This is a genomic window from Limnothrix sp. CMB-01, assembly GCF_055193175.1.
The window spans coordinates 885,934-912,107 of the sequence record NZ_CM143720.1; the positions used below are offsets into that span (position 1 = coordinate 885,934).

The 26,174-nt window shown below is 55.9% G+C and carries 22 protein-coding genes; 10 read left to right on the plus strand and 12 right to left on the minus strand.

Translation table 11 applies throughout. The annotated features are described in order from the left end of the window. Nucleotides 1-41: 41 nt before the first annotated feature. Nucleotides 42-911, plus strand: coding sequence for an ATP-dependent sacrificial sulfur transferase LarE (larE, locus tag ACZA91_RS03740; protein ID WP_463184756.1), 870 nt, complete (start codon nucleotides 42-44; stop codon nucleotides 909-911). Nucleotides 912-1,216: 305 nt separating this feature from the next. Further along, complete coding sequence (locus tag ACZA91_RS03745) at nucleotides 1,217-1,465, plus strand: hypothetical protein (RefSeq protein ID WP_190354146.1); 249 nt, start codon at nucleotides 1,217-1,219, stop codon at nucleotides 1,463-1,465. Nucleotides 1,466-1,720: 255 nt separating this feature from the next. On the opposite strand, the gene ACZA91_RS03750 is transcribed toward ACZA91_RS03745, so the two are convergent. Then, entirely contained in the window at nucleotides 1,721-2,968 is a 1,248-nt protein-coding gene (locus ACZA91_RS03750) for a calcium-binding protein (RefSeq protein ID WP_190525775.1), read from the minus strand. 1,006 nt (nucleotides 2,969-3,974) lie between these two features. Here ACZA91_RS03750 and ACZA91_RS03755 point away from each other — a divergent pair. Next, nucleotides 3,975-4,157 (plus strand): hypothetical protein, encoded by a 183-nt coding sequence (locus ACZA91_RS03755; protein WP_099531833.1) that lies wholly within the window; start codon nucleotides 3,975-3,977, stop codon nucleotides 4,155-4,157. Between the two features lie 179 nt (nucleotides 4,158-4,336). Here the strand turns inward: ACZA91_RS03755 and ACZA91_RS03760 are convergent, their stop codons facing one another. The 5 genes from ACZA91_RS03760 to ACZA91_RS03780 form a co-directional block, all read right to left on the minus strand. Further along, nucleotides 4,337-6,145: a ShlB/FhaC/HecB family hemolysin secretion/activation protein gene (locus tag ACZA91_RS03760; protein ID WP_463184758.1), complete on the minus strand. Its 1,809-nt coding sequence runs from the start codon at nucleotides 6,143-6,145 to the stop codon at nucleotides 4,337-4,339. Nucleotides 6,146-6,438: 293 nt separating this feature from the next. Beyond that, nucleotides 6,439-7,497 (minus strand): hypothetical protein, encoded by a 1,059-nt coding sequence (locus ACZA91_RS03765; protein ID WP_190526176.1) that lies wholly within the window; start codon nucleotides 7,495-7,497, stop codon nucleotides 6,439-6,441. An 85-nt stretch (nucleotides 7,498-7,582) separates the two neighbouring features. Next, nucleotides 7,583-8,821, minus strand: a complete 1,239-nt coding sequence (gene cofH / locus ACZA91_RS03770) for a 7,8-didemethyl-8-hydroxy-5-deazariboflavin synthase subunit CofH (RefSeq protein ID WP_463184760.1) — start codon at nucleotides 8,819-8,821, stop codon at nucleotides 7,583-7,585. 167 nt (nucleotides 8,822-8,988) lie between these two features. Further along, a complete protein-coding gene (locus ACZA91_RS03775; RefSeq protein WP_463184761.1) occupies nucleotides 8,989-10,173 on the minus strand; it encodes a helix-turn-helix domain-containing protein in 1,185 nt (394 codons plus the stop codon). Nucleotides 10,174-10,551: 378 nt separating this feature from the next. Continuing rightward, on the minus strand, nucleotides 10,552-11,418 hold the full coding sequence (locus ACZA91_RS03780) for a branched-chain amino acid ABC transporter permease (RefSeq protein ID WP_190354140.1): 867 nt from the start codon (nucleotides 11,416-11,418) through the stop codon (nucleotides 10,552-10,554). A 163-nt stretch (nucleotides 11,419-11,581) separates the two neighbouring features. On the opposite strand from ACZA91_RS03780, the gene ACZA91_RS03785 reads away from it, so the two are divergent. Continuing rightward, the gene (locus tag ACZA91_RS03785) at nucleotides 11,582-11,776 is read left to right on the plus strand and encodes a heavy-metal-associated domain-containing protein (protein ID WP_099531830.1); all 195 of its coding nucleotides are present in this window, start codon (nucleotides 11,582-11,584) and stop codon (nucleotides 11,774-11,776) included. A gap of 106 nt (nucleotides 11,777-11,882) precedes the next feature. Further along, entirely contained in the window at nucleotides 11,883-13,955 is a 2,073-nt protein-coding gene (locus tag ACZA91_RS03790) for a phosphodiester glycosidase family protein (RefSeq protein ID WP_463184763.1), read from the plus strand. A gap of 20 nt (nucleotides 13,956-13,975) precedes the next feature. Here ACZA91_RS03790 and ACZA91_RS03795 read toward each other — a convergent pair whose 3' ends face one another. Further along, a complete protein-coding gene (locus ACZA91_RS03795; protein WP_463184765.1) occupies nucleotides 13,976-15,202 on the minus strand; it encodes a DUF790 family protein in 1,227 nt (408 codons plus the stop codon). Nucleotides 15,203-15,712: 510 nt separating this feature from the next. Here ACZA91_RS03795 and ACZA91_RS03800 point away from each other — a divergent pair. Further along, complete coding sequence (locus ACZA91_RS03800; protein WP_099531827.1) at nucleotides 15,713-16,018, plus strand: hypothetical protein; 306 nt, start codon at nucleotides 15,713-15,715, stop codon at nucleotides 16,016-16,018. 136 nt (nucleotides 16,019-16,154) lie between these two features. Here ACZA91_RS03800 and ACZA91_RS03805 read toward each other — a convergent pair whose 3' ends face one another. The 3 genes from ACZA91_RS03805 to ACZA91_RS03815 all read right to left on the minus strand — a co-directional run bounded on the left by ACZA91_RS03805 (nucleotide 16,155) and on the right by ACZA91_RS03815 (nucleotide 19,743). Continuing rightward, the gene (locus ACZA91_RS03805; protein ID WP_099531826.1) at nucleotides 16,155-16,868 is read right to left on the minus strand and encodes a potassium channel family protein; all 714 of its coding nucleotides are present in this window, start codon (nucleotides 16,866-16,868) and stop codon (nucleotides 16,155-16,157) included. 196 nt (nucleotides 16,869-17,064) lie between these two features. Continuing rightward, nucleotides 17,065-18,420 (minus strand): TrkH family potassium uptake protein, encoded by a 1,356-nt coding sequence (locus tag ACZA91_RS03810; protein WP_099531825.1) that lies wholly within the window; start codon nucleotides 18,418-18,420, stop codon nucleotides 17,065-17,067. 273 nt (nucleotides 18,421-18,693) lie between these two features. Beyond that, a complete protein-coding gene (locus tag ACZA91_RS03815; RefSeq protein WP_463184766.1) occupies nucleotides 18,694-19,743 on the minus strand; it encodes an alpha/beta hydrolase in 1,050 nt (349 codons plus the stop codon). 395 nt (nucleotides 19,744-20,138) lie between these two features. Between ACZA91_RS03815 and ACZA91_RS03820 the strand changes: the two genes are divergently transcribed. The 3 genes from ACZA91_RS03820 (at nucleotide 20,139) to metK (ending at nucleotide 23,858) form a co-directional block, all read left to right on the plus strand. Then, a complete protein-coding gene (locus ACZA91_RS03820; RefSeq protein ID WP_099531823.1) occupies nucleotides 20,139-21,155 on the plus strand; it encodes a 30S ribosomal protein S1 in 1,017 nt (338 codons plus the stop codon). Between the two features lie 289 nt (nucleotides 21,156-21,444). Continuing rightward, on the plus strand, nucleotides 21,445-22,254 hold the full coding sequence (locus ACZA91_RS03825) for an HAD family hydrolase (protein WP_463184768.1): 810 nt from the start codon (nucleotides 21,445-21,447) through the stop codon (nucleotides 22,252-22,254). Nucleotides 22,255-22,601: 347 nt separating this feature from the next. Further along, the gene (metK, locus tag ACZA91_RS03830; protein ID WP_099531858.1) at nucleotides 22,602-23,858 is read left to right on the plus strand and encodes a methionine adenosyltransferase; all 1,257 of its coding nucleotides are present in this window, start codon (nucleotides 22,602-22,604) and stop codon (nucleotides 23,856-23,858) included. A gap of 151 nt (nucleotides 23,859-24,009) precedes the next feature. Here the strand turns inward: metK and ACZA91_RS03835 are convergent, their stop codons facing one another. Next, nucleotides 24,010-24,669 (minus strand): lysophospholipid acyltransferase family protein, encoded by a 660-nt coding sequence (locus ACZA91_RS03835; RefSeq protein ID WP_099531857.1) that lies wholly within the window; start codon nucleotides 24,667-24,669, stop codon nucleotides 24,010-24,012. Nucleotides 24,670-24,875: 206 nt separating this feature from the next. Between ACZA91_RS03835 and ACZA91_RS03840 the strand changes: the two genes are divergently transcribed. Further along, on the plus strand, nucleotides 24,876-25,103 hold the full coding sequence (locus tag ACZA91_RS03840; protein ID WP_099531821.1) for an indolepyruvate ferredoxin oxidoreductase subunit alpha: 228 nt from the start codon (nucleotides 24,876-24,878) through the stop codon (nucleotides 25,101-25,103). Nucleotides 25,104-25,316: 213 nt separating this feature from the next. Here the strand turns inward: ACZA91_RS03840 and ACZA91_RS03845 are convergent, their stop codons facing one another. Then, a complete protein-coding gene (locus ACZA91_RS03845) occupies nucleotides 25,317-25,856 on the minus strand; it encodes a glycine-rich domain-containing protein (protein WP_463184770.1) in 540 nt (179 codons plus the stop codon). Nucleotides 25,857-26,174 lie beyond the last annotated feature (318 nt).

A 26,174-nucleotide genomic window follows, 5' to 3' on the forward strand; every position in this document is an offset into this window, starting at 1 on the left:
TTTAAACTAGTTCTCTCGCAAGTTCCATGGAGCATGGGTAAATGACGATCACCGCCAAACTGGATCGCCTTCGATCGTTGTTTCAAGAGATGGATCGCGCCCTCATTGCCTACTCCGGTGGCATTGACAGCACTCTCGTCGCAAAGGTGGCTTTTGATGTGCTGGGCGATCGCGCAGTGGCCATCACTGCCGAGTCCCCTTCCCTGTTGCCCGATGACTTGCTGGAGGCCCAAGCCCAAGCGGCGGCCATCGGCATTGCCCATGAAATTGTGCAAACCCATGAACTAAATAACCCCAACTACGCCGCTAACCCCACCAATCGCTGCTATTTCTGCAAGAGCGAACTACACGACACCTTGAAGCCGATCGCGATCGCCCGGGGTTATCCCTACGTGGTGGATGGGGTGAATGGGGATGATCTCCGGGACTACCGACCGGGGATCCAGGCCGCCAAGGAACGAGGTGCGCGATCGCCCCTGGCCGAGCTGGGGATCAGCAAGCTCGAAGTGCGCGAACTCTCGAAGCAATTGGCCTTGCCCTGGTGGGACAAACCGGCCCAACCCTGCCTGAGTTCCCGCTTTCCCTACGGCGAAACCATCACCCTCGAAAAATTGCAGCGGGTGGGTCGAGCCGAACGCTATCTCCGACAGTTGGGCTATCGCGATTTGCGGGTGCGCTCGGAGGGCGACACGGCCCGCATTGAACTGCCGCCAGCGCTGATTAAGGACTTTGTGGGGGCGATCGACCTGCCCAAACTAGTCCAAGATTTCCAAGAACTGGGGTTTTTGTATGTTTGCCTGGACCTGGAAGGACTCGTGAGCGGCAAGCTCAACCGCGTCTTGAACTGGCCCCGAGGGGCTGCATCGGTTGCCACGTCAGGCGTTTCCGCCAGCGCAGGCTCACAGCACTAGGCGAATTACAACCGATTGCTGAGGAAAAGTGCAAAATCGAACTACCATTGCACGAGAATGCCCCGCTTGTCGTACCAAAAGCGACAGGTCGATCTAGAATCAGCGTTAGGTTTCTTGGTTAACGATGGGTTAACGTGACCAAAACCCAATGGAGAGCGGTCACGACCTCCATTGCGGCGGTTGTCATAGAATCCTCAGGAATCTGATCTCCGCCAAATTACCCGGATTCCCGATCGCATCGTTTAAGATGACAGTCGGGTTCATTTGACTACCCCATTTTGTGCTGTTGAGGAGTGACAACAAACATGAAATCTACCCTGAAGACTTTGGTTTCCCGCGTTGCCCGTGGTGTTGTGGCTGCAAGCTTGGTTGCCGGTCTGGCAACCGCTTGCGGTGGTGGCGGCGGTGAAGCCCCTGCTAGCCCCGAAGCCAGCCCCGCTGCTAGCCCCGAAGCCAGCCCCGCTGCTAGCCCCGCTGCTAGCCCCGAAGCTAGCCCTGCTGCCAGCCCCGCCGCTAGCCCCGCTGCTAGCCCCAGCCCCACCACGACTCCTTAGTCTGGCTAGGGTTGGCGATCGACCGCTGCTCTTCGCCGGATCACAGATCAATCGTGGGTGATGAGCAAGCGCGGCCGAATCAACACAACCGAAATGGTGCAAGTTTGACTGAACAAACTTGACCAATCCAAACGTAATTGGGGATGAACTGATCACAGGTTCATCCCCTTTTTAAGGCCGAGGCACAAAGGATCAGATGCAGCGGGTCAGGTGCAGCGGGTCAGAGGGAAACCCATCAACCCAGCACCCCAACCCCTAACCAACCGTAAAGTTAGCCGACTGATTCAGCGCCCCCGGCAACACTCCCAACACCACACCCAAATACTGACCATTCACCGCCGAAGTTGGGTCATTCACCTTGATGGCTGTGCCCGTTTTCACCCCCGTTGTGAGGGCCCCGGTGATCTCCGTGGACACATTAATCGCCACAAACTCAAAACTCAGCTTCTCCAGCGTCAGGCTATCGCTCGTGTTCAGCCGAATCTTGTCTGTTCCCAGCACAAAATCCGCCACAATATCGGCGCTGTTGGCACTGGTTGCCGTGTTGGACAAGCCCGCCGTGGTGTCGCGATCGGCCCGCAGCACAAAGGAATCAGCCCCCGCGCCCCCGGTCAAAATATCCTGGCCAAAATCGCCCGACAGTTGATCGTCCCCATTGTCCCCAAACAGTAAATCGGAGTTGCGGCCACCATTCACCGTGTCATTGCCTTCGCCGCCCCGCACTAAATCGTTGCCATCGTTGCCATTGAGAATAATTTCGTTGCCAGCGCCGCCATCAATGCTGTCGGAGTCTTTGCCGCCCCGAATTTGATCAATGCCATCCCCACCCAGCAACACATCATTACCCCGGTTGCCGTTGAAGAAATCATTCTCCGAGGAGCCAGTAATGGTGTCGTTGCCATTCAGACCCACCACGAAAAAGCCCTTAGTTTCGACCCGCACACCCAAGTTGGTGTTGTCCGCATCGTCAGACAGGTAAAACAGGGGCAACCCCGACAGACCATCGCGCCCTGTGGAAGGGCCGCTAGGAATGCCGTTGGGCGAGGCCAGTTCCGCCACCGTGGGGAAGGAAGGGAACGCGAAAGATTGACTCGTGATGTCACCCACCGACAGATCAGCCGTCCCGGCGGCCGTGGGCCCCGCAATCACGGCGCTGGCATCATTGGTCACTTGTAGGTTAAACCCTCCAGCATCGGCGCTGCTGCGGGCAATGCGCACTACGTACTGAGTTCCCGCTTCGGCGGCAAATTGCACCAAGGAATTTTTGTTGGTGGGCGAAGAGTCGTAGTTATCGGCCACCAGGGTCAAGGTTGTGCCGCTCTTCTTAAAAACTTGCAGGTAGGGATCGAGGGTGCTGGCATTGGCTGAGGCGACAATTTGGGTGCTGCCTGCCGTTAATCCCGTGATCGTGTATTCCCCAAAGGGCACAGTGCGTAACGGATAGAGACCGCTGTTATTGGCATCAACGGCATTGATCGTCCCGGCAACAGTGACGGTAGGCATGATTCAACTCCTGGTGATAGGGAAAACTAAACGAAGGACGGCAACAGGCGGGGGCAAACACCCGATCGGGAAGTCGATCGAGGACTGATCGCACCTGACATCTACAGATCGTCACCCAAAGATCGTCACCCAAGCGCCGCTACCCGCTGGCTGTCGTCCAAGGGCCAAGCGACCCCAGGACAGCCAGCGGAAGCGCGGAAGCAAGGCATCAAAGTGAGTAATGAGCGAGTGATGAAAGCTAATGATGATTGTCGCGAGTTGAGTTGGGCATGATGCGGACGATTAGCCGCTTCCATGAACGCCACAGCCTGACCCAACGTTTAGCGGGCAAAAACCGGCTTTTTGAGCGGTTTTGCTCGGTAACTGCTGAAGCCAATGACGCAACTGTCCTAGGGTTTGTTTCAGTCGTCGATCTGGGGCTGCTTTTGGGCCTGCGATCTGGGGCGGAGAGCCTGTTCTCGGATCCTCCAAACTCTGGTTTTACCGTTGCAAAATCTTGCGGGCAAGGGGGGGCAGCCTCTCGCCTGGGGCAGTTTTGCAGCTAGGAATAAGTGTTATGACGATTTTTGAGGTGATGAACGGGAATTTTTTGCCGATCGCCCGGATCGATCGCCCCCTTGCCCCTTCGGCAGAGTCGATCGCCCTCCGCCCAGCAATTCCCCCAAAGACTGATGGCATAATTTTCTTTCTTTTGGAATGTCTTAAAAAGATCTGAGAATTTTGGCTCTGAAATGGGTCTCGAATCTTAAAGAATTATGAATTTATTAATTAACAATTGGAGTCAATCGGCATCAAGCATTAGCGGAATTTATACACAAAACAGCTTTTTTGAATCGCCAAAGCCTTCTGTTTTGATCAGAAATTTAGCGACAATGAAATGCGGGTTGAAGCGCTCAACTTGACCCCGCTTGACCCGACTTTTGGGCATCGGTTCCCTGACAACAGAACCGAACATCGCCAATTCGTTTTCAATACAAATCTCAATACAAAGCCAGGAGGGGTTGCTATGGATAGCGGAGTGACGATTGCTACGCTGTGCGGCATTGGTAGCGGCGCGCTGTGCTTGGTTTTGCCGGGGTTGATTGCCTGGAGTGCTCGCCAGCAGCGGGCTGAGGTGGAAGAGATGCCCTCGGGATCCCTGCGGTTAGAAGCGGAGTTGGTGGAAGTGGTGGCCCCGATCGACCTGTAATCCCGATCGACCTGTAATATTGCGCAACCCTTTTGCAGGGTGCTGGTCGTTGGTTTTGCCTGTCCCTTTTTTTCAAGTTTCCAGCTTATTGCTTCCCCGCCCGATCGGTCGATCGGGCGGGGAATTGTTTTCAGCAGCAAACCCCATCAAACTCACAGGAAAAATGGCACAAACACGATTTAGAACCGGTAGGTGACGCTGAAATAGACTCCGGAATCTTGAGCATTGGAGCCGCGATCGTCCAAATCCACCAACGGCAGACCGTAATCTAAACGCACCAGAAAATCCGTGAAGGGTTCCCACAACAGTCCTGCTCCCGCACCGACCAGAAACCGCTGATCTGGGATGGAGTTGGGGTTGTTGCCATGGTTCCAAACATATCCCGCATCAATGAAGGGAGCCAGGGTGAGGGTGGGTGCGCCAGAGGAGTCGCGCAGCAGGGTAATGCGATCTTCCACGGACAGTCGAAAGCCGCTATCGCCCGATCGCACGTTTTGGCGGAACCCGCGCACGGACTGCCCCCCACCGATCACAAACTGCTGTGAGGCTAATAGTTCATCAAAGGCCAATTGCACATCCGCTTGCAGAATCAACAGATGGGTGGGATTCAGACGCTGAATTCGCTGAACCGTGCCATTCCAGCTAAAAAACTGCCCGTCGGGGTCGTCGCCGTCGTTGGTGGTGGCATCAAACAGGCCGGTTCCTAGGTTGAACTGCGATCGCAACAACCAGGCCCCATTGGGGTCGCGGCGCAGGTAATCTTGCCCAAACCGCAACACGCTGGTGATGCTGCGGCCGTCTTCGTCGGGGCCAATGCCAAAGGGAAAGCCCACGTCATCAAACAGGAAGGTTTGACCGCGCTGGTGACTGAATCCTAGGGAAAGGGCAAATTCTTCGCGGGGCGATCGCACGAGGGGCTGGCGGTAAGTCACTTCATAAAGCTGGGATTTGCCGCGAATTCCCAATTCCGCAAACTGGGGCTGCACAATTTCGTTCCAGTTGGGCGAGAACCGAAACTGGATCGTGCCTTCCATGGGGTTCACGGGCAGACGATAGCCAAAATCCAACACGTCGGCTCCGTCTTGCCAGGTGTGGCTGTAGCTGAAGCTGGCTTCATCGCCAATGCCCGTCAAGTTGCGATATTGCAGGGCAAGGATGCCGCGTTCGGAGCCAATACTGGGGGGTGAGTAGTTGTCGGTGCTGATGCTGCCGCGCAAGGCTTTGGCTTCGGTGACTCGGACGGTGAGGACGCTTTCGCCAGGATCATTACCGGCTCGCAAGCTGGCCTCGATCGTCTCTAGCAGTGGATTCGCTTTCAGCAGCCGCAGTTGGTCTTCCAGGTGGGCGGCGTTGAGGGGGCGACCGGCTCCCAGTTGAATGCGCGATCGCAGGTAGTTTTGGCTCAGGCGCTGGGTTCCTTCGATCCGAATATCTGAGAGGTAGCCCTCAATAACGGCGATTTTGGCAATCCCATCGGGGCCGATCGTCTGTTCGGGCACGTAGGCACGGGAGGTGAGATAGCCCGCGTCCAAATACCGCTGGGTGATGCGGTCGGCCAGGGATTGCAGTTCACTGAGGGTGAGTTCGCGGCCCTCGCTGGGTTGGGTTAGGGCGGCCAGTTCGGCGGCCGAGAGCCAGGTGCTGCCTTCCACCACAATTCGCTTCACCAAAAAGCGGGGCGCATTGGGATCCAAGGGCTGGGGTGGCGTAATCGGGTTGGGCGAGTCGATCGCGGGGCGATCGTCCGGCAGGGGTTGCAGCGGGTCTGGGCCCGTTTGGGGAAACCGATCGCGGTTGAGGTCGGGAACCGGGCGGGTGTCGGGGGGGAGTTGGGCCAGTCGTTGGGGCGTTTGGGTGGCTTCCGGCTCGATCGCCCAGCCCGGCGCGATCGGCCCCCACAGCCCCCCCGACCAGAGCAGAGATCCCAGGCCCTGGGCGATCGCAATTCGCCCTAACGCCGTCTTCACGTTCGTCCGTTTTGTTGCCATAGCCCGTGTCACCGTCTGCGCTAAGTACTGTGCCGCCGTCAACCATCATCGCGATTTTGACATGCGGCTTAGTAATTGCCTAGCGATGGATCCTCACGGATCCTGCGTGATTCTAACGATTGACGGTGATGGGCATTTTTGTCGGTTTTTGGGCGTTTTTCGACAATAGGAGGGGTGATTTTCTCCAAATTTCTGGATCGATTCTAAAAATTTACCTGATCCATCAAATTGGCGAATTTAATTCAAAAACCCAATCATCTTGCCCTGGCTTTTGATATCCCTTGGGGACTGGTTTATGGCGCTGGGAATGGTTCGACTTCGGCTCCAACTTCGGCTTCTTCTAGCACTTGCAAGCGCACGACCCGATCGCCCCCACCGGCCAGGGGAACGCTGACTTGCTCGCTGGAAAGAGTTCCCAGACAACTAATCAGGTTGCGGAGGTGGGGGGTGCTGGCTCCGCTATCTACCCAGAGCCGATCGGCCAGGTCGCGCACCCGTTTCCAACTGCTGTAGGTTTTGGCGATCGCCTGTTCCAGTTGGGCCGCTTGGTTCACCAAGTCCGCCGCCAAATTCAAGCTACCGAGCCGCAGGGCTTCTTCCAGGGCCTGTTCTAGATCCAGTTCCGGGCGATCGAGTGCCGCAACTCGCGTGGCCGCATCCAAATATCGCGCCAAAAATTTCGCTTGGGCCGTGGCCTGTTTCACCGTTTCCTTATCCGGTTGGTCTTCAATTTCCTCACGCAGGGCCACCTGATGCACCTCGGGTAGCTTTTCCATTTCCCGCACCAGGGGCGCAAGGTAGCGGGCCGGCAGGGAATGCTCGGCGGCTTTGATGCGAATGTTTTCGGGCAGCAGCTCAGAGGTGGCGGCCTGCCACTCATCGGTGAGGCGACGAACGGTGTTGGTGGCGATTCGATCGCCCTGATGAGCCGCGGCCACCACCATGTGTTGCACTTCGGCGGGGGCTTTGGCCGTGGCCACAAAGGCACGCTTGCTGAAGTGGCGAAGGGTTTCCGGTTCCAGTGCGTCTTGATCCATCAGTCGATCGGCGCTGTCGGCCAGCTCAATCAGGCTATAGGCTTGACTTTTGCTGATTTCACGATCCTTCAGCCAGTTCAGGAAGCCCGTGCCCCGGCCATCACCGCTGCGTTTTTCCCGATCGCGCACAATCCGCAAAATCCGTCCCCGCCAAATATCCGTTTGCAGGTCGAAGCGATCGCAAACGCGCCAGGCATTGTCAATTTGGATTTGGAAATCGCTGAAGCTGATTTTGTCGTCTTCCGGATCTGGCAACTGCAAACTCAGATCCGTGGGTGGCTCCAAATCCTCGGTGGTTAGGGGCGGGCGGGCCACCGGCTCGATCGCGTCGGGGGCCAAGTCGGCGGGCATTGCATCGGGATAGTCCATGGGGGTGCGGGCGATCGCAACAGCCGGATCATTATGCGGCCGATCGGGAAGGATCGATCGCCCTGTCGATGGCTGGATCAGTTGTCCCATTGATTGGGCCGTCGATCGCCTCATAGAGGGTGTCCCGTTGGCGAGCCGGTCGGCCCAAGGCAGCGATCGCCCCACGCAAATCCTCCGGGCTTTGGCAAGTCCCGCCCGTGGCTCCGGCCATGGTGGTGATGTGCTCTTCCATCAGGGTTCCGCCCAAATCATTGCAACCCCAACGCAAGGCTTCGGTGGCTCCCGCCAGACCCAACTTCACCCAACTGGGCTGGTGGTTAGCAATCACCGGGCCGAGGTATAGCCGCGCCACGGCCATCAAAATCAGGGCATCGATCAGAATTGGTTGATCGCGGCCCACTCGTCGTCGCAAGGCCGGTGGTGCATCCTGGCCCACAAAGGGCAGCAGAATAAACTCCGTGATGCCCCGATCGCCCCGATCGCGCGATCGTTGCTGGAGCAATCGCAGGTGTTCCAAGTGGGCGATTTGTTCAGCGGGGGTTTCAATGTGACCCGAGAGCAGGGTGCTGGTGGTGGGCAATCCCAGGCGATGGGCCGTTTCCACAATCTCCAACCAAGTGGCACTGTTGATTTTTTCCGGGCACAAAATCCGCCGCACCGAATCCACCAACACCTCCGCCGCCGTGCCGGGCATTGACCCCACTCCCGCATCGCGCAGGGCCCCAATCACAGCCGCAAAGGTCAGGCCATCTTCTCGGGCAATGAACTGCACTTCTTGGGGCGAAAAGGCGTGCAGATGCAGTTGGGGAAAGGTGTCTTTAATCGATCGCACCAGTTGCAAGTAGTAATCCAGCGATCGCCCCTGATATTTCGCCTCGGGGTTCAGTCCCCCTTGCATACAAATTTCTGTGGCTCCCCGGGCCACCGCGTCGGCGGCTTTTTCCAAAATTTGCGCCCGATCGAGCCAATAGGCCCCCGCCTGATCCGCATCCCGCCGAAACGCACAGAAATTGCAATGCTGTTCGCAGATATTGGTGAAATTAATATTTCGGTTAATCACGTAAGTGACCGTTTCGCCCGCTTGCCGTTGCCGAAGCTGATCCGCCACCGATCGCAGTCGATCGCGCGGGGCCGAATCCTTGGATTGATAGGCCGTTTCCAGCAACACCAACCCTTCAGAGGGCGACAGCAACGCACCGGCCAAAGCCCGTTCCAAGGCCTGGTCAAATGCTGCCAACTGGGCGGGGGATGGGGCGATCGAAGCCATCATAGGGGAAGCCAAACGCAACGATCGCCAGTTTAAGGGCTAATCAACGGATGGCTAAAGATGGCTAATTTCAAGGCGATCGGCCAGGGCCAGAGCAGCGCAACCGCTCCACCATGTCGAACTCGCCCAAGATTGCACCCAAAATTTCGCCCCATCAAGCGGCCTTGACCCTAGCGCGTGGCTTCCGGCGGAGCAATGAAAGAATCCAGGGTTTCGGCCTCGGTGGCGGGAGCCGATTGGGGCTGGTCGGCCTTGGTGGGCGGAGACACCACCGCTTCACGATCGAGAATCACCGGCTTGAGCGGTTGCGAGCTGGCACCAGGAGCCGCATGGGAAACCCAAGCCAACCCACTAGCCACCATCACCCCATAGCCCGCGTAGAGATGCCAAGGCTTCAGTTCCAAAGCAGGGTTGGTGCTGCGATCGCGCTGCGACCAATCGGGAACCACCGCCACCGATTCCGTGCGGGGCAACGCGGCCGCCAATGCCTTGCCATCCAGGCCCAACGCTTCCGCCATCCGCTGCACAAAACCACGCACATAAATCTGCTCCGGTAAGCGGCTCAGGTCGCCGGACTCGATCGCCTGTAAATGGCGCAAAGGAATGTGGGTGCGCACATGGATTTGTTCCAAGTTGAAGCCCAACTGTTGCCGAACCTCGGCCAAGGTGCGACCCATGGCCCGCAAACTCTCATCCCAATCCATTGGATCCATCTCCGGTAGGGTAATGGCGACGACCGATCGGGGATTGCTCAGGGGACTGCTCAAGGGTCTGGGCGCTGCATCGTTGAGCGGTGAATGATTCAGTCCCGAGTGATTCGGCCCTGAATGATTCAGCCCTGAATCGCTCAAATCTGCATCATTTAGCCTTGACCCGTTTAACCCTGCCTTCCGGGGCGCTTTGCCCTGGGGTGTGGCATCAATGATCGGCTGCTGGGTAGCGGTGTTCTGGTAATCCGGCGTGGCCCAAGTTCCTTCAAACACGTTCATCAACAACTCAGGCAAATCAAAAGGGTTGTCAGTGGGAGCCGGAACCATAGCGGGATCCGGCCAAAGACCAATCGCCCCGGCCTGTTGGCGGGCGATCGCTAAACCGGCGGCCGGGGTCATTGGCTCTTGCAGGGCGATCGGCACAGCCATCGACTGGCTACGGCGCAACGCAAGCTGCGCCGCCTCTCGGCCCACCGTCACCAACGCTCGCCGCGCCGCCTCCGCCGATTCACCCAACAAATCCTGCAAGGAGGCGATCGCCTGCTGATAAACCAAACTGCGCGTTAGTTCCGCTTCAATTTGCCCCAACAAAACATCCGTTGGTTGGGTATCTGGTAACCCTGGCGGTGTGGCTTGAGCAAGCATGAAATCCCCTCCTGGCTGGCTGATCTACTGCTTCCAGTCAGTGGGGCCAGTTTCAGGAGAATTTCCAGGCGAGCAGGTTAAATAACGGCAATTGCGAACGGAGTTCGTCAAGGTTGATGTAGTAACCGCTACTGTTTTTCCGTATCCCTGCGCCGCTGTGATGCTTCAAACCGCCGAAACGGCCGTCAGCGGGTGGGGGTTGATCAACCGGATCGGGGTTATTCAACGGTTACCGATGCCTCGCAAGCTGGCCGATCGATTCGCAATAGTGGCCTGTGGATCTTGTTTTTCGAGTTTGTGGTTTTGAGTTTGTGGTTTTGAGCTGGTCGTTTTGAGTTGGTTTTTTCGAGTTTGTCTTGATTTCTCAGGCTGCCACTTTTAAGTTGTGCCCCGAAACAGACCTTGCGGCCGCACCAGCAGCACCAAAACCATCATCACCAAGGCCACAGCCATCTTGTATTCCGTGGGCAGCCAATAGGTGCTGACTTCCTGGGCAATCCCGATCGCCAGGCCACCCACGATCGCCCCGTAGGGATTGCCAATGCCGCCCAAAATTACCGAGGCAAACATCGGCACAATCAAAAACCAGCCCATGTTGGGGCGCACGGCCGTTAGCAGCCCATACATGCCGCCGCCCAAAGCCGTCAGGCCAGCGGCAATGATCCAAGTCCACAGCACCACCCAATCCACGTTGATGCCGGTCACCCGTGCCAAGTCCACGTCATCGGCCACAGCCCGCATGGCCTTGCCGACCTTGGTGTTTTGCAGGAGGTAATGCAAACCGGCGATCGCCAGGGCCGCCAAACCTACCACCACAATGTTGTAAAACTTGACCTTCAGCCCCCACAGGTCAAAGGCAGCAGCCACGGGCAGGTCATAGTTTTGGTTGTTGCCGCCCCAAATCAGGACGATCGCGTTACGAAGGAACAAGGCCACCCCGATCGAGATGATGATCAAGGTGGTGGAGTTGGCCCGGCGTTGGCGCATGGGTTGCCAAATCGCCACTTCGCTCAGCAGGGACACGCCAATGGTTCCCACGGCTCCGAGGGCGATCGCCAGCCAAATATTTACCCCCGCGCTGTTGGCGACCCAAGCCAGATAGGCTCCGAGGGTCATCAAGTCCCCATGGGCGAAGTTTGACAAGCGCAAAATGCCGTAGGTGAGGGTTAAACCCACGGAGGCAAGGGCAATGATGCAGCCGACGGCGACCCCGTTAATTAGAAACTGAACCAGTTGCAGATCCATGAGCGATCGAGGGCGATAATGCTAGGCTGGGCGACGGTTGCCAGTGTACCGCTTGGCCAAGCGTCTGGAAATTAGCTTGCGCCCCGGCCGCGCTCTTGGAGCGTGATTATTCAATGTGGTTTCAAGGCCATTTGAACGTCATTTTTAAGATTTTCAAGAGTCTATGACACTGCAATTTACGGTTCCTAGCATGGCCTGTGCTTCCTGTGCGGCGGCCATTACCCGCGCGGTGCAAGAAGTGGATCCCCAAGCGACGGTGCAGGGCGATCCGGCCACCAAGCAGGTGATTGTGGAAACCCAGTCGGCAGAAGGCACGATCCGCGAGGCGATCGAGGCGGCGGGCTTTCCAGTGGGCTAATCAATGACTTATTGCTGACGGATGTGGCGAGCAGTGCGGGGCGATCGGGATTGATCGATTAGCAATCATTGGCAATCAGTGGACTGGCGATCGGTAATTTGCAGTCATGGCAAGAATTGGGGTGACAACGGTGCAGAGCAAGCAAGCACACAGTCGATCGAGCCGACGTGGCTATGGGCGATCGGGTCAGCAATTCGACTCAACAGGCTCGGGCCGCTGGTGGCTGGGCGTGGGTGGGGTGATCGTCCTGGGGTGGGGGGCAATGCCTGGCCTGGCCCAAACGGCTCCCCAACCCCGAATGCAAGCCGCTAGCCTGAAGTCCGTTGCACCGATCGCCTTACCCAGTGCAGCATCCGGGCCCATGGGTTCTGAGTCCGCCAATTCTGACAATTCTGAATTAGCCGCTGAATTAGCAAAAGCATCTGAAAAATCCGCAAATTTTGGATCGATGGGTTCTGTGTCAAACGGTTCTGAATTCACCGGTTCCGAGTCCTTGAGCGAAGCCGATTCCCTGTTGCCGCTGTCGGTGATTGCCCAAGTGGCGGCCGGGGCAGAAACCAGCACCCAAATCACGGTAAATGGCCGATCGATTCCCAACAGTTGGGCCAGTTGGGCCCGCTGGAGCGAGAACGGCCAAACCCGCATTGGCCTATCCGACGGGGCGATCGCCCAGTTGGTGGGGGCTGATTTGCTGGATACCAATGCGCCCGATCGCCAGCCAATTCAGTGGTTTTCGCCCATGCCCGTGACCCTGGCGGCTCGGCAAATTGGTGCTTTTCGCTATTTGGACATTACCGATTGGGCCCGCGATCGGGGGTGGCAGTTGCGGCCCAACGGCAGCACCCTGGACATCACCGCCGCCGTTTCCACCCTCCGAACCTTGCGCCAAGGCAATCAGGCTTGGGGCCCGCGCTATGTGTTGGACTTCGATCGGCCCACGGCGGTGCAACTGGAAGAAGACGGCAGCACCCTGATCGTGGCCCTCGATGCCCGATCGGCCCTGCCGCCCAACAGCAGCACCCTCGACATCACCGCCGCCGGAAACCGCACCATCATCCGGATTCCCATTCCCAGCGGATCGCGGCCCAGGGCGTTCACCCTGGTGCAGCCCGATCGACTGGTGATTGATCTGCGGCCCGATTGGCTCCCCAGCCGCTCGATCGCCTGGGCCAACGGCCTCACCTGGCGGCAACAATACCTCAGCCTTGGGTCTGCCCGGTTTCCGGTGCAATGGCTGGAGCTGAACCCGCGCCAACCGGGTCTGCGGCTGCGGCCCCTGCCGCCCAACGCGGCCGGCCAAACGGGCATTGCCCCCCTTGTGCAAACCATCCGCCAGTGGGAAGCGCCTGCTGGTATCAATGGCGGTTACTTCAACCGCAACACCCAACTGCCCTTGGGGGCCCTGCGGCGCGATGGCCGGTGGCTGTCGGGGCCGATCCTGGGTCGTGGGGCCGTGGGTTGGAATGATGCGGGGCAATTTTTGTTCGATCGCCTGCAACTGCGGGAGCAAATCAGCGCTGGCAGCCAAAATTGGACGCTCACCACCCTCAACAGTGGCTACATCCAAGGGGGCATTGCTCGCTACACCAGCGATTGGGGCAGCAGCTACAAAACCCTCAGCGATGGGGAATTAGGCATTTTGGTGCAGGGCGATCGGGTGGCGCAACAGCTCACGGGGGGCACAGCCGGCAGCAGCAATTTTCCGATTCCGGCCAATGGTTATCTGCTCGTGGCGCGATCGCTCTCCAGCGTGGCGGCGGCCTTGCCTGTGGGAACCACTGTGCGGTTGCAAAGCAGCAGCAACCCTAGCGGCTTTGACGGCTTACCCCAGATTGTTGCCGCTGGCCCTCTGATGCTGCAAAACGGGCAAATTGTCTTGGATGCCAAACGCGAAGGCTTCAGCGATGCCTTCATTGTGGAGTTGGCGGCACGCAGTGGCTTTGGACAAACGGCTGATGGTCGGTTGTTGGTGGTGGCTGTGCAAAATCGCGTGGGCGGTCGCGGCCCGTCGCTCTCGGAAATGGCGCAATTAATGCGGCAAATGGGGATTGTGAACGGGGTGAACCTCGATGGCGGCAGTTCCACCACGTTGGTTGTGGGTGGGCGGATTGTCGATCGCCCGTCCCGCAGCGCGGCCCGAGTGCATGGTGCGCTGGGCATTTTCCTCAACAGCCCCTAGGCGATCAGCGTTTTTTGCCCCTAGGGATCGGTTTCCCCGATCGCTTCCAAAACCGCCTTGGGAGCCAACCGATCCTTGAACCAAATCACCTTGGCGGGTAGTTGGCGTGCATCGAGACCCGCCTTTTCTAGGTTTAAGCGCTCGGAAATGGCCAAAACCCAATCGGGGCGATCGGCCTTGATCACCTGGGCGAACTTTTTGCGCAGATAGTCCGGTCGCCAATAGCCCACAATTTCTAAGATCCACGATCGCCCATCGGGATGCACCAACCGAAAATCCGGAATGGCCACGCTGCCAGGAATGGGAATCAGGTTCACTTCGCGTTCCAGCTTCCAATCGGTTTTGGTGCTTTTCCAGCGCTTGGCAAAAGATTCTTCAATTAAGCTGTCAAAGGGTTTACCGGCTGGGTAATGACTGACTAAGCCGCAATCTGCCGTCAGTTCATAGAACCGTTCTTGGGGCGATCGGGTGAGGGGATCGGGATCCTGCAAGGTGGCCGTTGCCCGCCATTTCGTCACATGCAACAGGGCTGGGATCGCCTTTGCCAGCGATAAACCATAGCGCGTGCTGGCTTTGAACAAACTGGCGGGCCCATCCACACTAATTGTAAATCCTGTGTCTTCATCACCTTCAATATAGGTCATTAATTGAAAGAGTTTTAAATAGCGAAAGAGCAATTTATACTCACCGGGATCATTGCGATAGGCATCAATTTTTAGGTGACTTGCGCGATAGAAAATTCCCTGAACTTGGGACAGGTTATAGCGATGAATCAGGGCTTCGGGGGTGGGAGGATCAAACTGCGTCAAAATTCGGTTTTGGGGCAAATCAGCATATAAAGATTGCTGTAATTCCGAGGGCAAAACTTCCCGATCGCCCTCCGTGGACAACTCCCGGGCCACCTGTTCCCAAACGGACCCAGCGCGATCGCGGCTGGGAGGCTGAGCATTGGCTAAGGCAAAGACCCGCTGACGGAGGGCAAGCGGCTCGATCGGGCTGACCACTTCAAAGGTCGAAAATCCCGATTCCAACAAATGCGCAAATCCTCGCTGCACTTTGAAATCTGGGCTAGTGCCTTCTAGTTCAGCCAAGGTGCGATCGAGTTGCAATTTAGGCTGACCCACGGCCGCTTGAAATTGGGCGATTGTGGCCTGGGCTTGGCTGAGGTGCTCTGGGCCCAAAGGCAAGCGCTTCGGGATAATTTGTTCGCCGCGTCGTCGATGAATTAATAGCTCCGATGGCAGCATCCGTCTCGATTCACCCCGATCGACTGTAATTTTTCGTCAATTTGTGCGATTTGATGCAATTTTGTGCGCCTTTGAACTGGCCATCCTCTAGACCGCCAGCGGCCCAAATTTTAACCAGCGATCGACCGGCATTTGACCACCAATCGCTCAAGTTTTGATCAGATTGAGCAAATTGATCAGCTTGATCACCTTTTGATCACCTTTTGATCACCTTGATTAGAATCTGATCAGCTTTGAATCGGCCACTGATCAGTGGATCCCGTCAATTTGGGTTCATCCATGTCAATTGAAACGGAAAATTGCGGACTTTAACGATTTTCGTAACGAGGTGCAACCGGTCGTGAACTCTTTTGTCAGTTCCTGGCCGCCTTTCCGAAAGCGCGTTTCAATCGAAATACGGTTATTGGCTCCTAATCCCCAGCCACCAAAGGTGATGCCCATGGGAATCGCCACCGACCATCATTAGTGTGATGAGGGCGATCGCCCGTTTCGATCGCGGGAGGATAGACTATGAATTTCAACCTCGACTTTGGGCGCGTCATTTTGGATTTTTACCGCGAAGATCCTGACCTGAACCGCCGCTTACAAATTTTGCGCCAATGTCGAATTCGGCGGCGGTGGCGCACCTTGGAAATTCACTGTCCCAATCGATCGGTTGCTGAAAAATTGTTGGGTCTTTATGGGGCTTTGGTGGAGCCAATCACAGCTTTGAATGTGGCCCGCCATCTTTCAGTTTTTGCCAATGGCATTCCCTTCATGACGTTGCCTTTGGGTGATGGCAACGGTAGTGGTTTTCCCTGGCAAGAAGCTATTTAGGCGGGCACAAGATTCACAAGATTCAGGGGCAATTGCCTTAGCAGTTTAGAGCACCCATCTCAATCGCTGATCTAGGTCATCAAGTTGAGTTGCTAAATTGAATTGCCAAGTTGAATCAGCAATTGACCTAGATCATCTACATCGGCAACCGTTCGATTCCTTCATTGGAACCAATCACAATGAGCACCATTCCCTTGTGCAGTCGATCGTAGGGATTGGGGTTAACTTGGATATTCTCCACGCCGCCCTTTGTGCATTGTTGAGCCACAGCCAAAACATTCACACCATAGCGCGATCGCAGTTGCAGTTCTTGCAGCGTTTTTCCTTCAAATTCCTCAGGAATCACCAGCTCAACCACGCTATTGTTGGCATCCAAATCTAGTCGTTCCAGCACGTTGGGCCGGGTGAGCATTCGTGCCACTTGGCAGCCCATCTCACGCTCGGGAAAAATGACCAAATTTGCTCCCACCTTATCCAGCAATTGCCCATGAATTTCGGTGGATGCCTTAGCAACCACGTAATTCACGCCGCCATCTTTGAGGTTCAGAGTGGTGATAGTGCTGGCTTCAATGTAATTCCCGATCGCCACAATGGCTGTTTCAAATTCAAAGACTCCAGCTTCTGCCAGGGCCTGGCGATCGGTCGTGTCTAGTTGCAATGCATGGGACACAATATTATCGTTCAGGGCTTGGGTGACCTGCTTCTCACCCGAGTCAATTCCCATCACCTCATAGCCCATTTGGTGCAGCGTGGAGCAAACAGCACGCCCAAAACGACCCAAGCCCAGCACCACATATTGTTTGTTCGTGCTGCGAAAATTGCGCCAAAAACTAAGGGAACCAAACTGCATTTGAAATCTCCATCAATCACAGGGTCAAGATGATTTAAAGCAAACCTATGAGGCGAATTAAGCAAACTGATTTGATCCAGTCGATCGAGCTGACCGATCAATTTCATCCATTCGGTGAGTTAGTCAGGGCGATTGCGTCAAGCCAGTTGATCGAAAAAATGGGCTAATCGAGAAAAAGAATTGCACCAGAGCCAAATTATCCCACCAGCAATTCCTCTTCGGGATAGCGAATCACACTGCGAGCATTTTCACTAATTAAAGTACTCATGAGCAGCAGAATGCCCACCCGGCCAATGTACATTGTGCCAATGAGAACTAATTTGCCGCCAACGGAGAGCTGCGCTGTAATTCCTGTGGATAGACCAACGGTTGCAAAGGCAGAAACCACTTCAAAAAACAACTGAACAAACGGAATCGCCGGGTCAAATAGCGTTAACAGAATGGTGGACACCACAACCACACTGAGGGAACCCAAGAAAACCGCGATCGCCTTCATAATTAACGCCATGGGAATTTGGCGATTAAACAAAATGACGGAGCTTTGACCTTGCAAAACCGCTCGGGTCACGCCGGTTAAAATCCGAATGGTGGTGGTTTTGATGCCGCCGCCGGTACTGCCAGGGCTGGCCCCCACAAACATCAGGGCGATGGTCACAAACAGCGCAGCCGATCCCAATTTTCCATTATCAATTGTGTTGAAGCCAGCCGTGCGGGTGGTTACCGATTGGAACCAAGCGGCTAAGAGTTTGCCATTCCAACTGAGGTTGCCGAGTGTGGCTGGGTTGTTAAATTCGGTCACCAAAATGGCAACCGTTCCAATTAGCAGGAGGGCCAGGGTTGTGGTGGTGACAATTTTGAAGTTAAGCGAAAACATGAAGCGATCGGGACGCAGGCTAGCGGCGTGATTACGACCTAAGCGCGATCGCCCCCAAAAAAATACCTCCATAATCGCTTGGTAGCCAATTCCTCCAAAGATGATCAAACCTGTGATGGTGAAATTCAGCACAGGCGATTCCACAAACTGCATGAAGTTATCGGTATATAACCCAAAGCCAGCATTATTAAAGGCGCTGACGCTGTGGAATACCGAGAACCAAATTGCCTGCAAATTCCAACCTAATTGAGGAACAAACGCCCCCAGCAATAAAAATGCACCGGTTAGCTCAAACAGGAGGGTTGCGCCAATAATGGATTTCACCAGTTGCAAAACGCCTGAAATGCCGGGCATATCTAGCGATTGTTGCAGGGCGAGTTTATCCTTTAAGCCAAAACGACGACCCAAAATCAGCAACAGGAAAGTCGTGGCGGTCATATAGCCCAATCCACCAATTTGGGCTAGGAGAGCAACTACAAACTCACCAAAGAATGAGTAATATTTCCCCACATCAACCACTGAAAGTCCGGTCACACAAACAGCCGAAGTGGAGATAAAAAGCGCGGTAATCGGATCGCTCCACTGATGATTAGTCAGAGAAATAGGCAGCATGAGGAGAATTGCGCCTACCGTAATCACCATTAAAAAGCCCAGGCAAATGGTTCTGGCTGGGGTCATAAATTGGGCATTGCCATCAGCGAGTTTTTAGTTTTTGCAGAATACCTGAGGTTTGGGATTGTTGGATCAGTTGCGAAAAAATCAGTTGCGAAAGAACCGGCCGAGTCTGAATGCGATCGCATCAAAACCCAGCCCCGCAAGGCTCAGGAATCCAAGGGCCGATTCAGGGGTCAATTCAGGTGTTAATCCAAGCGTTCACCGCAAAAAAACCGCAGTGCTCAGGATCGATCGCGATTTTTCCAAGTCAGTCACGCCAAGTCAGTCACGCCACAATCAGTCGCGATTTTCTCCGAGTAAGTCATCCATCGCAAAGGCCCGCTTGTCGAACAAGGTCATGGCAGCAGGCATGTGAACGGAAACGCGATCGGTGAGTCGCAGTTTGGTGGCGGCATCCATGAAGGTTTCGCTGTTCATCATCCGCCGGGCGATCGCCTCCACATCTGACCAGGTGAGACTGCTTTCAATGAAGGCCTGGGTGAGGGTAATCAACAGGGAGGCGTAGCGGTTGCCTTCCTCTTGGGTCATCATCGTGTGCGGAATATCGAGCACACGGTTAAACACCAGTTGCCAGGTAATGGGTTGGCGTTTGCGGGTGTCTTCCCAAAGGGCACGGTGATCCCAAATGCCGACGGCTTGGTCGCTTTGGCTGGAGATCACAAATAGGGGGGCGCTGGGCTGGCGACGGGCCCGATCGAGCACCTGTTGCCCCATTTTCAGCATGGTGGCCAGGGCAGGCACGGCAAAACCCGGATAGCCGGGGCGATCGAAACTGTTGCTTTCGGCCCCTTTGCCCCAAGAAAAGTAGCCTTGGGTTTTGGAAACGAACAAGTCAACCACTTTGCTGCTGCTGCTGAGGTAGGGCGCAAACAGAAGGGCGCGGTAGATCTCCTGGGGGCGTTCTTGCGCTAACCAAGCAGCCAATGTGCCGCCGCCGGACAGCCCCCCGATCGACACTTGTTGGCCAAAGGTGCGTGCTTTGGCTACCCACTCCAACCCAAAGTCCTGATAAACCTTGGGGTCGATCGGGAGAGGAGGCGGGGTTTGGCTGTTCCATTTGCCCGCTTGCCCATGGCCCGGCATCAGGGGAGCCAGCACGTTGTAACCGGCCCGATAGAGCGCTTCCCCGATCGGGACAAATTGATAGGGCGCAGCGGTAAACCCGTGAAATAGCAGACAGACGCGCTGCACTGGGCGATCGTGTAACCAAAAGCGCGATCGACAGTCCGGATGCTTCAGGGGTAGCTTGGCCTCCAGGGTTTGTACCTGTTGGGTCATGCTGCCGATCGCTTGCCGATAGTTGCTGCTTGGAAGATTCGTACTCAAGATTTCCCCCCTCCTGGGCCCACACGGGGCCACCTGATGCCCCCGATTCTAGCTAGGCGATCGAGAATGCTCTATGGGTCATGCTCTATAGGGGCTGAGTCCGTCTTTTGGGAACCCCATTCAACGGCATTTCGGCCATGACCAACAACACTGGGGAAGCTTGTCCGGCCAATCCGTGCAACCAAGCCACCGGAACCAACCCATCGTGCTAGTATATTAAGTCGGTCAACCCTGGTTGCTGGAGTTCGCCCCACGCCGTCTCTGTAGGCGAATCTAGACCAGTGACTAGCATTCGCAGCTTGCCATAGCCCATCGTCGTGTTCGCTAGTAGACGGCCTAGCATTCGAGTAACCGGCGAACCTGTGAGCGGACTGCACTCAAACCATCACGTTAGCATGCCCACCCAAGAAATCTCAGCCATCAACAGCATTGACGTTGGCTTCGGCCACGACGATTTTGCCGCCCTGCTTGATAAGTACGACTATCACTTTAGCCCTGGTGACATCGTGGCAGGGACGGTGTTCAGCATCGAACCGCGCGGCGCATTGATTGACATCGGTGCCAAGACCTCTGCTTATATCCCCATCCAGGAGATGTCCATCAACCGGATCGAAAATCCGGATGAGGTATTGCAGCCCAACGAAACGCGCGAATTCTTCATCTTGGCTGATGAGAATGAGGATGGGCAATTAACCCTTTCAATCCGCCGCATTGAGTACATGCGGGCCTGGGAACGGGTGCGCCAACTGCAAGCGGAAGATGCCACCGTGCGATCGGCCGTGTTTGCCACCAACCGGGGTGGTGCGCTGGTACGGATCGAAGGCCTGCGCGGCTTCATCCCCGGTTCCCACATCAGCACCCGCAAGCCCAAGGAAGAACTGGTGGGCGAAGAGCTGCCCCTCAAGTTCTTGGAAGTGGACGAAGATCGCAACCGCCTGGTCTTGAGCCACCGCCGTGCGTTGGTGGAGCGCAAGATGAACCGCCTGGAAGTGGGCGAAGTGGTGATCGGTACCGTCCGTGGCATCAAGCCCTACGGTGCGTTTATCGACATCGGCGGCGTGAGCGGTCTGCTGCACATCTCCGAAATTTCGCACGAGCACATCGATACGCCCCACAGCATCTTCAACGTCAACGACGAAGTGAAGGTGATGATTATCGATTTGGATGCCGAGCGCGGCCGGATCTCGCTTTCGACCAAGCAGCTTGAGCCGGAACCCGGTGACATGCTCAAGAACCGCCAATTGGTCTATGACAAGGCGGAAGAAATGGCAGCGAAGTACCGCGAGCAAATGAAGCTGCAACAGCAAGGGGGCAGTGCTAGTGCTGCCGCTGAGCCGGTTGCAGAAGCAGCTCCGGAAGAGGTGGAAGAAAGCGCAGACGAAGCCGCTTACGCCACCGCAGCAGACGAGTAAGATTGACGAGACCCGACAGGCAAGGAGCGAAAAACCCTTGCCTGTTGTGTTTTGGGGTTAGTTTTTTTGGATTAGGGTTATCGGATTAGGGTTTCTGGATTAGAGATCAGGGAATTAAACGGCGTTTTTCGATCGCGTCTTTGGGTTGCATTTTTGCTGCATTTTTGAATTCTGTTTGAAATCTTGCTTGCCCTTGGTGTGGGAATTGGGTGGCTGAATCCAAAATTCAGGCCAGATCAACATTTGGGGGGGTAGTCTTTATGGGCGATCGCCCTTGGGAAAACCACTCGTGTTAACAGTTTGGGTAGATGGTCACCCCCTAGAGGGAATTGAGGCAGTTCTGTTCGACAAGGATGGAACGCTGGCCGACACAAGCAGTTTTTTGCGGCTGTTGGCCCAAGCGAGGGTCAAGGCTATTCAGTCCCGCATTCCTGAGGTGGACGATCGCCTGCTGTTGGCCATGGGGGCCGGTGCCGATCGCTGGAATCCGGCCGGGCTGATGGCGGTGGGAACTCGTGAGCAAAACTGTGTGGCGGCAGCGGCCTACGTGGCGGAAACCGGCTGTAGCTGGTCCACGGCGATCGCCCTGGTGCAACAGGCCTTTGCCGAAGCCGATCGAATCTGTGGGGACAAGGCGTTGCAAACTTGGCCCTACGAGGATACGGAATTTTGCCTGGAGCGATTGGCGCGATCGGGCTTGGAATTAGGGATTTTGACGGGGGATACGCTGGAACATACCCAAGCATTTCTAACGCGGTATGACCTGGCCCAATGGATTCAGGTGATTGGCGCGGCGAACACGGGGCCCGCCAAGCCAGACCCGGCTAGTGTTTGGCGCTTGTGTGAGCAATTGGGGGTTGCGCCCGATCGGGTCTTGCTCGTGGGTGACTCTGCAATTGACATGCAGGCAGCGAGGGCTGCGGGGCTGGCCGCAGCGATCGGGATCGACCGCACCTACGCAATCCCCAACACGATCGTTTCGCGCACCATTCCCCCCAAGGCGATTGATGTTCAAGAGATGCGCAACCAGGCTCGATCGGAACTGCAGGCTGATTTTCTGATTCAGAGTTTGGATGCACTTCAGGTTTCGATCGCCTAGGTTTCGATCGCATAAATTAACAAATCAGTTCTCAAACCGATTTCAAATTTATTAATAAACTAATTTTTCAGATTCATTTCTCAATTAACTGCCAAGCCGAGCAATACATCGCCCCATTGATTCAACCGTTAATTAACCCGTTCAAGAATGGGTTTCATCAATTAAGCCCACATGAGTTCCATGAATTAACCCAAACAATTGATTGAACTCATTCGTGAATCATAGCTCTCAGAGTTTTCATGGAAAAGCGCAAGTACGAATGGTCACCTAAGGCAAATAGAGACCAGTGATATAATCGCTTCGCTTATCAGCAATCAGTCTGTCTCGCTGTTGGAGGGCCAGTGTCCTTGTCTCGTCGCTCCCTATTTACGTCTGAGTCGGTCACGGAAGGTCACCCCGACAAAATTTGTGACCAAATTTCCGATGCCATTTTGGATGCGCTGCTCACCGTTGACCCGAAGGCGCGGGTGGCGGCTGAAGTGGTGGTTAACACGGGCTTAGTGTTGATTACAGGGGAAATTTCCTCCAAGGCCCATGTGAACTTTGTTGAGATTGCTCGGCGCAAAATTGCCGAAATTGGCTACACCGATTCCAGCAATGGGTTCGCGGCCGAGAGCTGCTCTGTGATTGTGGCGTTGGATGAACAGTCGCCGGACATTGCCCAAGGGGTGAATGCAGCCCAGGAAACTCGGGAGGCGATGAGTGATGAGGCCCTGGATGCGATCGGGGCAGGCGATCAGGGCTTGATGTTTGGCTATGCCTGTAACGAAACGCCGGAATTGATGCCCCTGCCGATTAGCATTGCTCACCGGTTGGCGCGACGGTTGGCGGCGGTTCGCAAAACGGGTCAATTGGCTTACCTGCGGCCCGACGGCAAAACTCAAGTATCGGTGGTCTATGAAGACGGCCGGCCGGTGGCGATCGATACGATTCTGATTTCGACGCAACACACCGCTTCGATCGGGGATATTTCCGAAGAAGCGGCCGTGCAAGCCAAAATCCGGGAGGATCTTTGGTCGGCGGTGGTGGAGCCGGTGTTCACGGACTTGAGCGTGAAGCCTTCGAGCGAAACCCGTTTTCTGGTGAACCCAACGGGTAAGTTTGTGATCGGTGGGCCCCAAGGAGACTCGGGCTTAACGGGCCGCAAGATCATTGTGGACACTTACGGTGGTTATGCTCGCCACGGGGGCGGCGCTTTCTCGGGCAAGGATCCCACCAAGGTCGATCGCAGCGCGGCCTATGCCTGTCGCCATGTGGCCAAAAACGTGGTGGCCGCTGGCTTGGCAGAAAAGTGCGAAGTGCAGGTCAGCTACGCGATCGGGGTGGCCCGTCCGGTCAGTATCTCGATCGAAACCTTTGGCACTGCCAAGGTAGACGAAGACCAACTGCTCACAGCCATTCGCAATTGCTTTGAGCTGCGGCCCGCTGGCATCATCCAAACCTACGATCTGCAACGGTTACCGGGCGATCGGGGTGGCCGGTTCTATCAAGAGGTGGCGGCCTACGGGCACTTGGGCCGCTCAGACTTGGATTTGCCCTGGGAAGCCCTGGACAAGGTGGAGGCCCTCAAAGCCAACTTGGCGCAGTTGTCGAGCGTGTCCTAGACCCGCACTAGGCGATCGTTACCAAGCAACGATTTTTGACAACAAATGGGGGGTGTCCTTGCGGCTTCACCCCCCAACACAGTTTCCAGTAGGGGCATGCAACCGTATGCCCCTACCCCTTTATGCTTCCTACGGCGTAACCGTTTGGCCCCTAACGACCCAGAGCATGGAGAGCATGGATCGCATCCGTACAGCGCTGGGTGACGGCTTCCAGTTCAGCACGATTGCTCGATCGGGGTGGGTCAATCAGCTCGCCAATGCGCACCGTCACCGACACCGGGCAGGGAACGTTCCCCTTCGCAAAAATCTGCTCCGTCCCCCACAAGCTCATGGGTAACAAAGGCGTTTGAGTTTTAGCCGCAATCAGCGCTGCCCCCAGCTTGGGGTTGTGAATGCGGCCATCGGGCCGGCGCGTACCGTCAATGAATACACCCGCAGCCCAGCCCGCATCTAAATAATCCATGGCGGCTCGGATGGCTCCCCGATCGCCCGTACCGCGCTTGACCGGATAGGCCCCATAGAGCCGAATCGCGGGAGCCAACAGTGGCACATTAAACAGCTCTTCCTTGGCCATAAAAGCCACCGGCCGGCCCGTGCAATTAGCCACGATCGGGGGGTCAAAATCGCTTGCGTGGTTGCTGGCCACAATCAGCGGCCCAGTCTTCGGCACCCGCTCGGCTCCGTAGATGCGCACCCGAAAATAGGAATGCAACACCGGGCTAATCACCGACCACTTCAGGAGATGGTAAAGCGCCCAACTACTGACAGGCTCCCGATCGCGCTTTACGAGTTGTAGGTTCTCAGAAACCAACGCCAATCATCCTTCCACAACAGTTGCTTTCTGGACATTGTTTCATGGACATCCCCTCCCGGCCCACCAGTCAGCAGATTCCCGAGAGTTCTCGCCATGCTTTTGCACGATTCTGCCGCTCGTTACATTACTTAACGTCGCGATACACTGAAGAGCGCCTCATGGCCTGAGAAGAACACACCTGAAGAACCGTCCCTAATTGTCCTATGGCTCATTCAATTGTGACCCACACCTGTGAAGGCGTGGGCGACTGCGTGGAAGCTTGTCCCGTCGCTTGCATTCACCCCGGCCCCGGCAAAAACAACAAGGGAACCGATTGGTTCTGGATTGATTTTGCCACCTGTATTGATTGCGGCATTTGCCTCCAAGTTTGTCCGGTGGAAGGGGCGATCGTCCCCGAAGAGCGATCGGACTTGCAGCGCACTCCCCAGTAGCACCGTATCGGGCAGCAGAGCATTAGACTCAACTCCTCAGAGGGTGTCTGAACAGCCCAAATTGCTACCTTGCGGGTCTCACCAACCGCCAAAGACAAGGGGCTTAAGCCCCTTGCCCCCATAATCTTGCCCTCGCAATCTTGCCCCCACGACGATTGGTGCTTTGCTAGTGTCCCAATTGGCCAGTACCCCCCAATCCTTGCCAGACATCCCCTAAGCACAGGGCAGCAATTCCACCGACAGATCCGCCCGAATTCGGAGAGGCAAACCAGGGCGATCGCCCAAATCTTGAAAGGACAACACACAAGTGGAAGGGCCATCGCTCAACCAGCCCCAAGACCCGCCCGCCAGTTCATCCGCCGAGGTTTGGAGCAACCGGCGAGTTTCTTGCCAAGCCTGAGCCAAAGCCTCCTTGCCCCCCGTGGTTGGCGTGCCCAAATAGGGATTGTGGTGAATAAAACGACCAAAGAGCCACTGGCAATCGGCCGCATATTTTTGCGTGTCCAGCAAATGGCAGTGCCACACTTCATCCACGTCCTCGCTGGGTACAAGGGCCATGTGAGGATAGCGATCGATGGCTCGTAAAAATTGCAAATAGCCTTGCAACGCTGGGATTGCACGCTCCATCGACCAACCCAACCCATGGGTTGCATCCGTGAGTTTGAACAAAATCGGTCGCCAGTCAATTTGTCGCAAGCGTCCGTGAATCGAGCTGCCCCCGTGGGAATTGTTAGCCAGAGGCTGGGTGCTCATGGTTTGATCAGATGGAGCGGTGGCTGGATCTGAGGTGAACTGCGGCTGGGCAACAGAATAATCACTAGCAATCCCCTGCGTTGTCATGGGTTAGCCTCCCGTAATAATGAGCCAATGGGCCAGGAAAAATAAGCTGAAGAAAATGAACCGGAAGTTGCTCACCGGCAGTAATCAGCCCAGGCAGAATGCACCGGGAGTTATTCACCGAGGGTCATTCACCGGGAGTCATTCACCGGGAGTCATTCACCGGCAGTAATCAGCCAGGAAACATGCAACTGTGGCTTCTATTAATCGGCTAAGTCCCAGAAACTTATGCAG

Coding starts and splice junctions, on each gene's coding strand:
- ACZA91_RS03810 (WP_099531825.1), bottom strand. CDS start 18,420: ATGACCCCAGCCAGAACCATTTGCCTGGGCTTTTTAATGGTGATTACG.
- ACZA91_RS03795 (WP_463184765.1), bottom strand. CDS start 15,202: ATGCTGCCATCGGAGCTATTAATTCATCGACGACGCGGCGAACAAATT.
- ACZA91_RS03845 (WP_463184770.1), bottom strand. CDS start 25,856: ATGAGCACCCAGCCTCTGGCTAACAATTCCCACGGGGGCAGCTCGATT.
- ACZA91_RS03755 (WP_099531833.1), top strand. CDS start 3,975: ATGGATAGCGGAGTGACGATTGCTACGCTGTGCGGCATTGGTAGCGGC.
- ACZA91_RS03790 (WP_463184763.1), top strand. CDS start 11,883: ATGGCAAGAATTGGGGTGACAACGGTGCAGAGCAAGCAAGCACACAGT.
- cofH (WP_463184760.1), bottom strand. CDS start 8,821: ATGATGGCTTCGATCGCCCCATCCCCCGCCCAGTTGGCAGCATTTGAC.
- ACZA91_RS03840 (WP_099531821.1), top strand. CDS start 24,876: ATGGCTCATTCAATTGTGACCCACACCTGTGAAGGCGTGGGCGACTGC.
- ACZA91_RS03760 (WP_463184758.1), bottom strand. CDS start 6,145: ATGGCAACAAAACGGACGAACGTGAAGACGGCGTTAGGGCGAATTGCG.
- ACZA91_RS03745 (WP_190354146.1), top strand. CDS start 1,217: ATGAAATCTACCCTGAAGACTTTGGTTTCCCGCGTTGCCCGTGGTGTT.
- ACZA91_RS03780 (WP_190354140.1), bottom strand. CDS start 11,418: ATGGATCTGCAACTGGTTCAGTTTCTAATTAACGGGGTCGCCGTCGGC.
- ACZA91_RS03805 (WP_099531826.1), bottom strand. CDS start 16,868: ATGCAGTTTGGTTCCCTTAGTTTTTGGCGCAATTTTCGCAGCACGAAC.
- ACZA91_RS03785 (WP_099531830.1), top strand. CDS start 11,582: ATGACACTGCAATTTACGGTTCCTAGCATGGCCTGTGCTTCCTGTGCG.
- ACZA91_RS03775 (WP_463184761.1), bottom strand. CDS start 10,173: ATGCTTGCTCAAGCCACACCGCCAGGGTTACCAGATACCCAACCAACG.
- ACZA91_RS03820 (WP_099531823.1), top strand. CDS start 20,139: ATGCCCACCCAAGAAATCTCAGCCATCAACAGCATTGACGTTGGCTTC.
- ACZA91_RS03750 (WP_190525775.1), bottom strand. CDS start 2,968: ATGCCTACCGTCACTGTTGCCGGGACGATCAATGCCGTTGATGCCAAT.
- larE (WP_463184756.1), top strand. CDS start 42: ATGACGATCACCGCCAAACTGGATCGCCTTCGATCGTTGTTTCAAGAG.
- ACZA91_RS03800 (WP_099531827.1), top strand. CDS start 15,713: ATGAATTTCAACCTCGACTTTGGGCGCGTCATTTTGGATTTTTACCGC.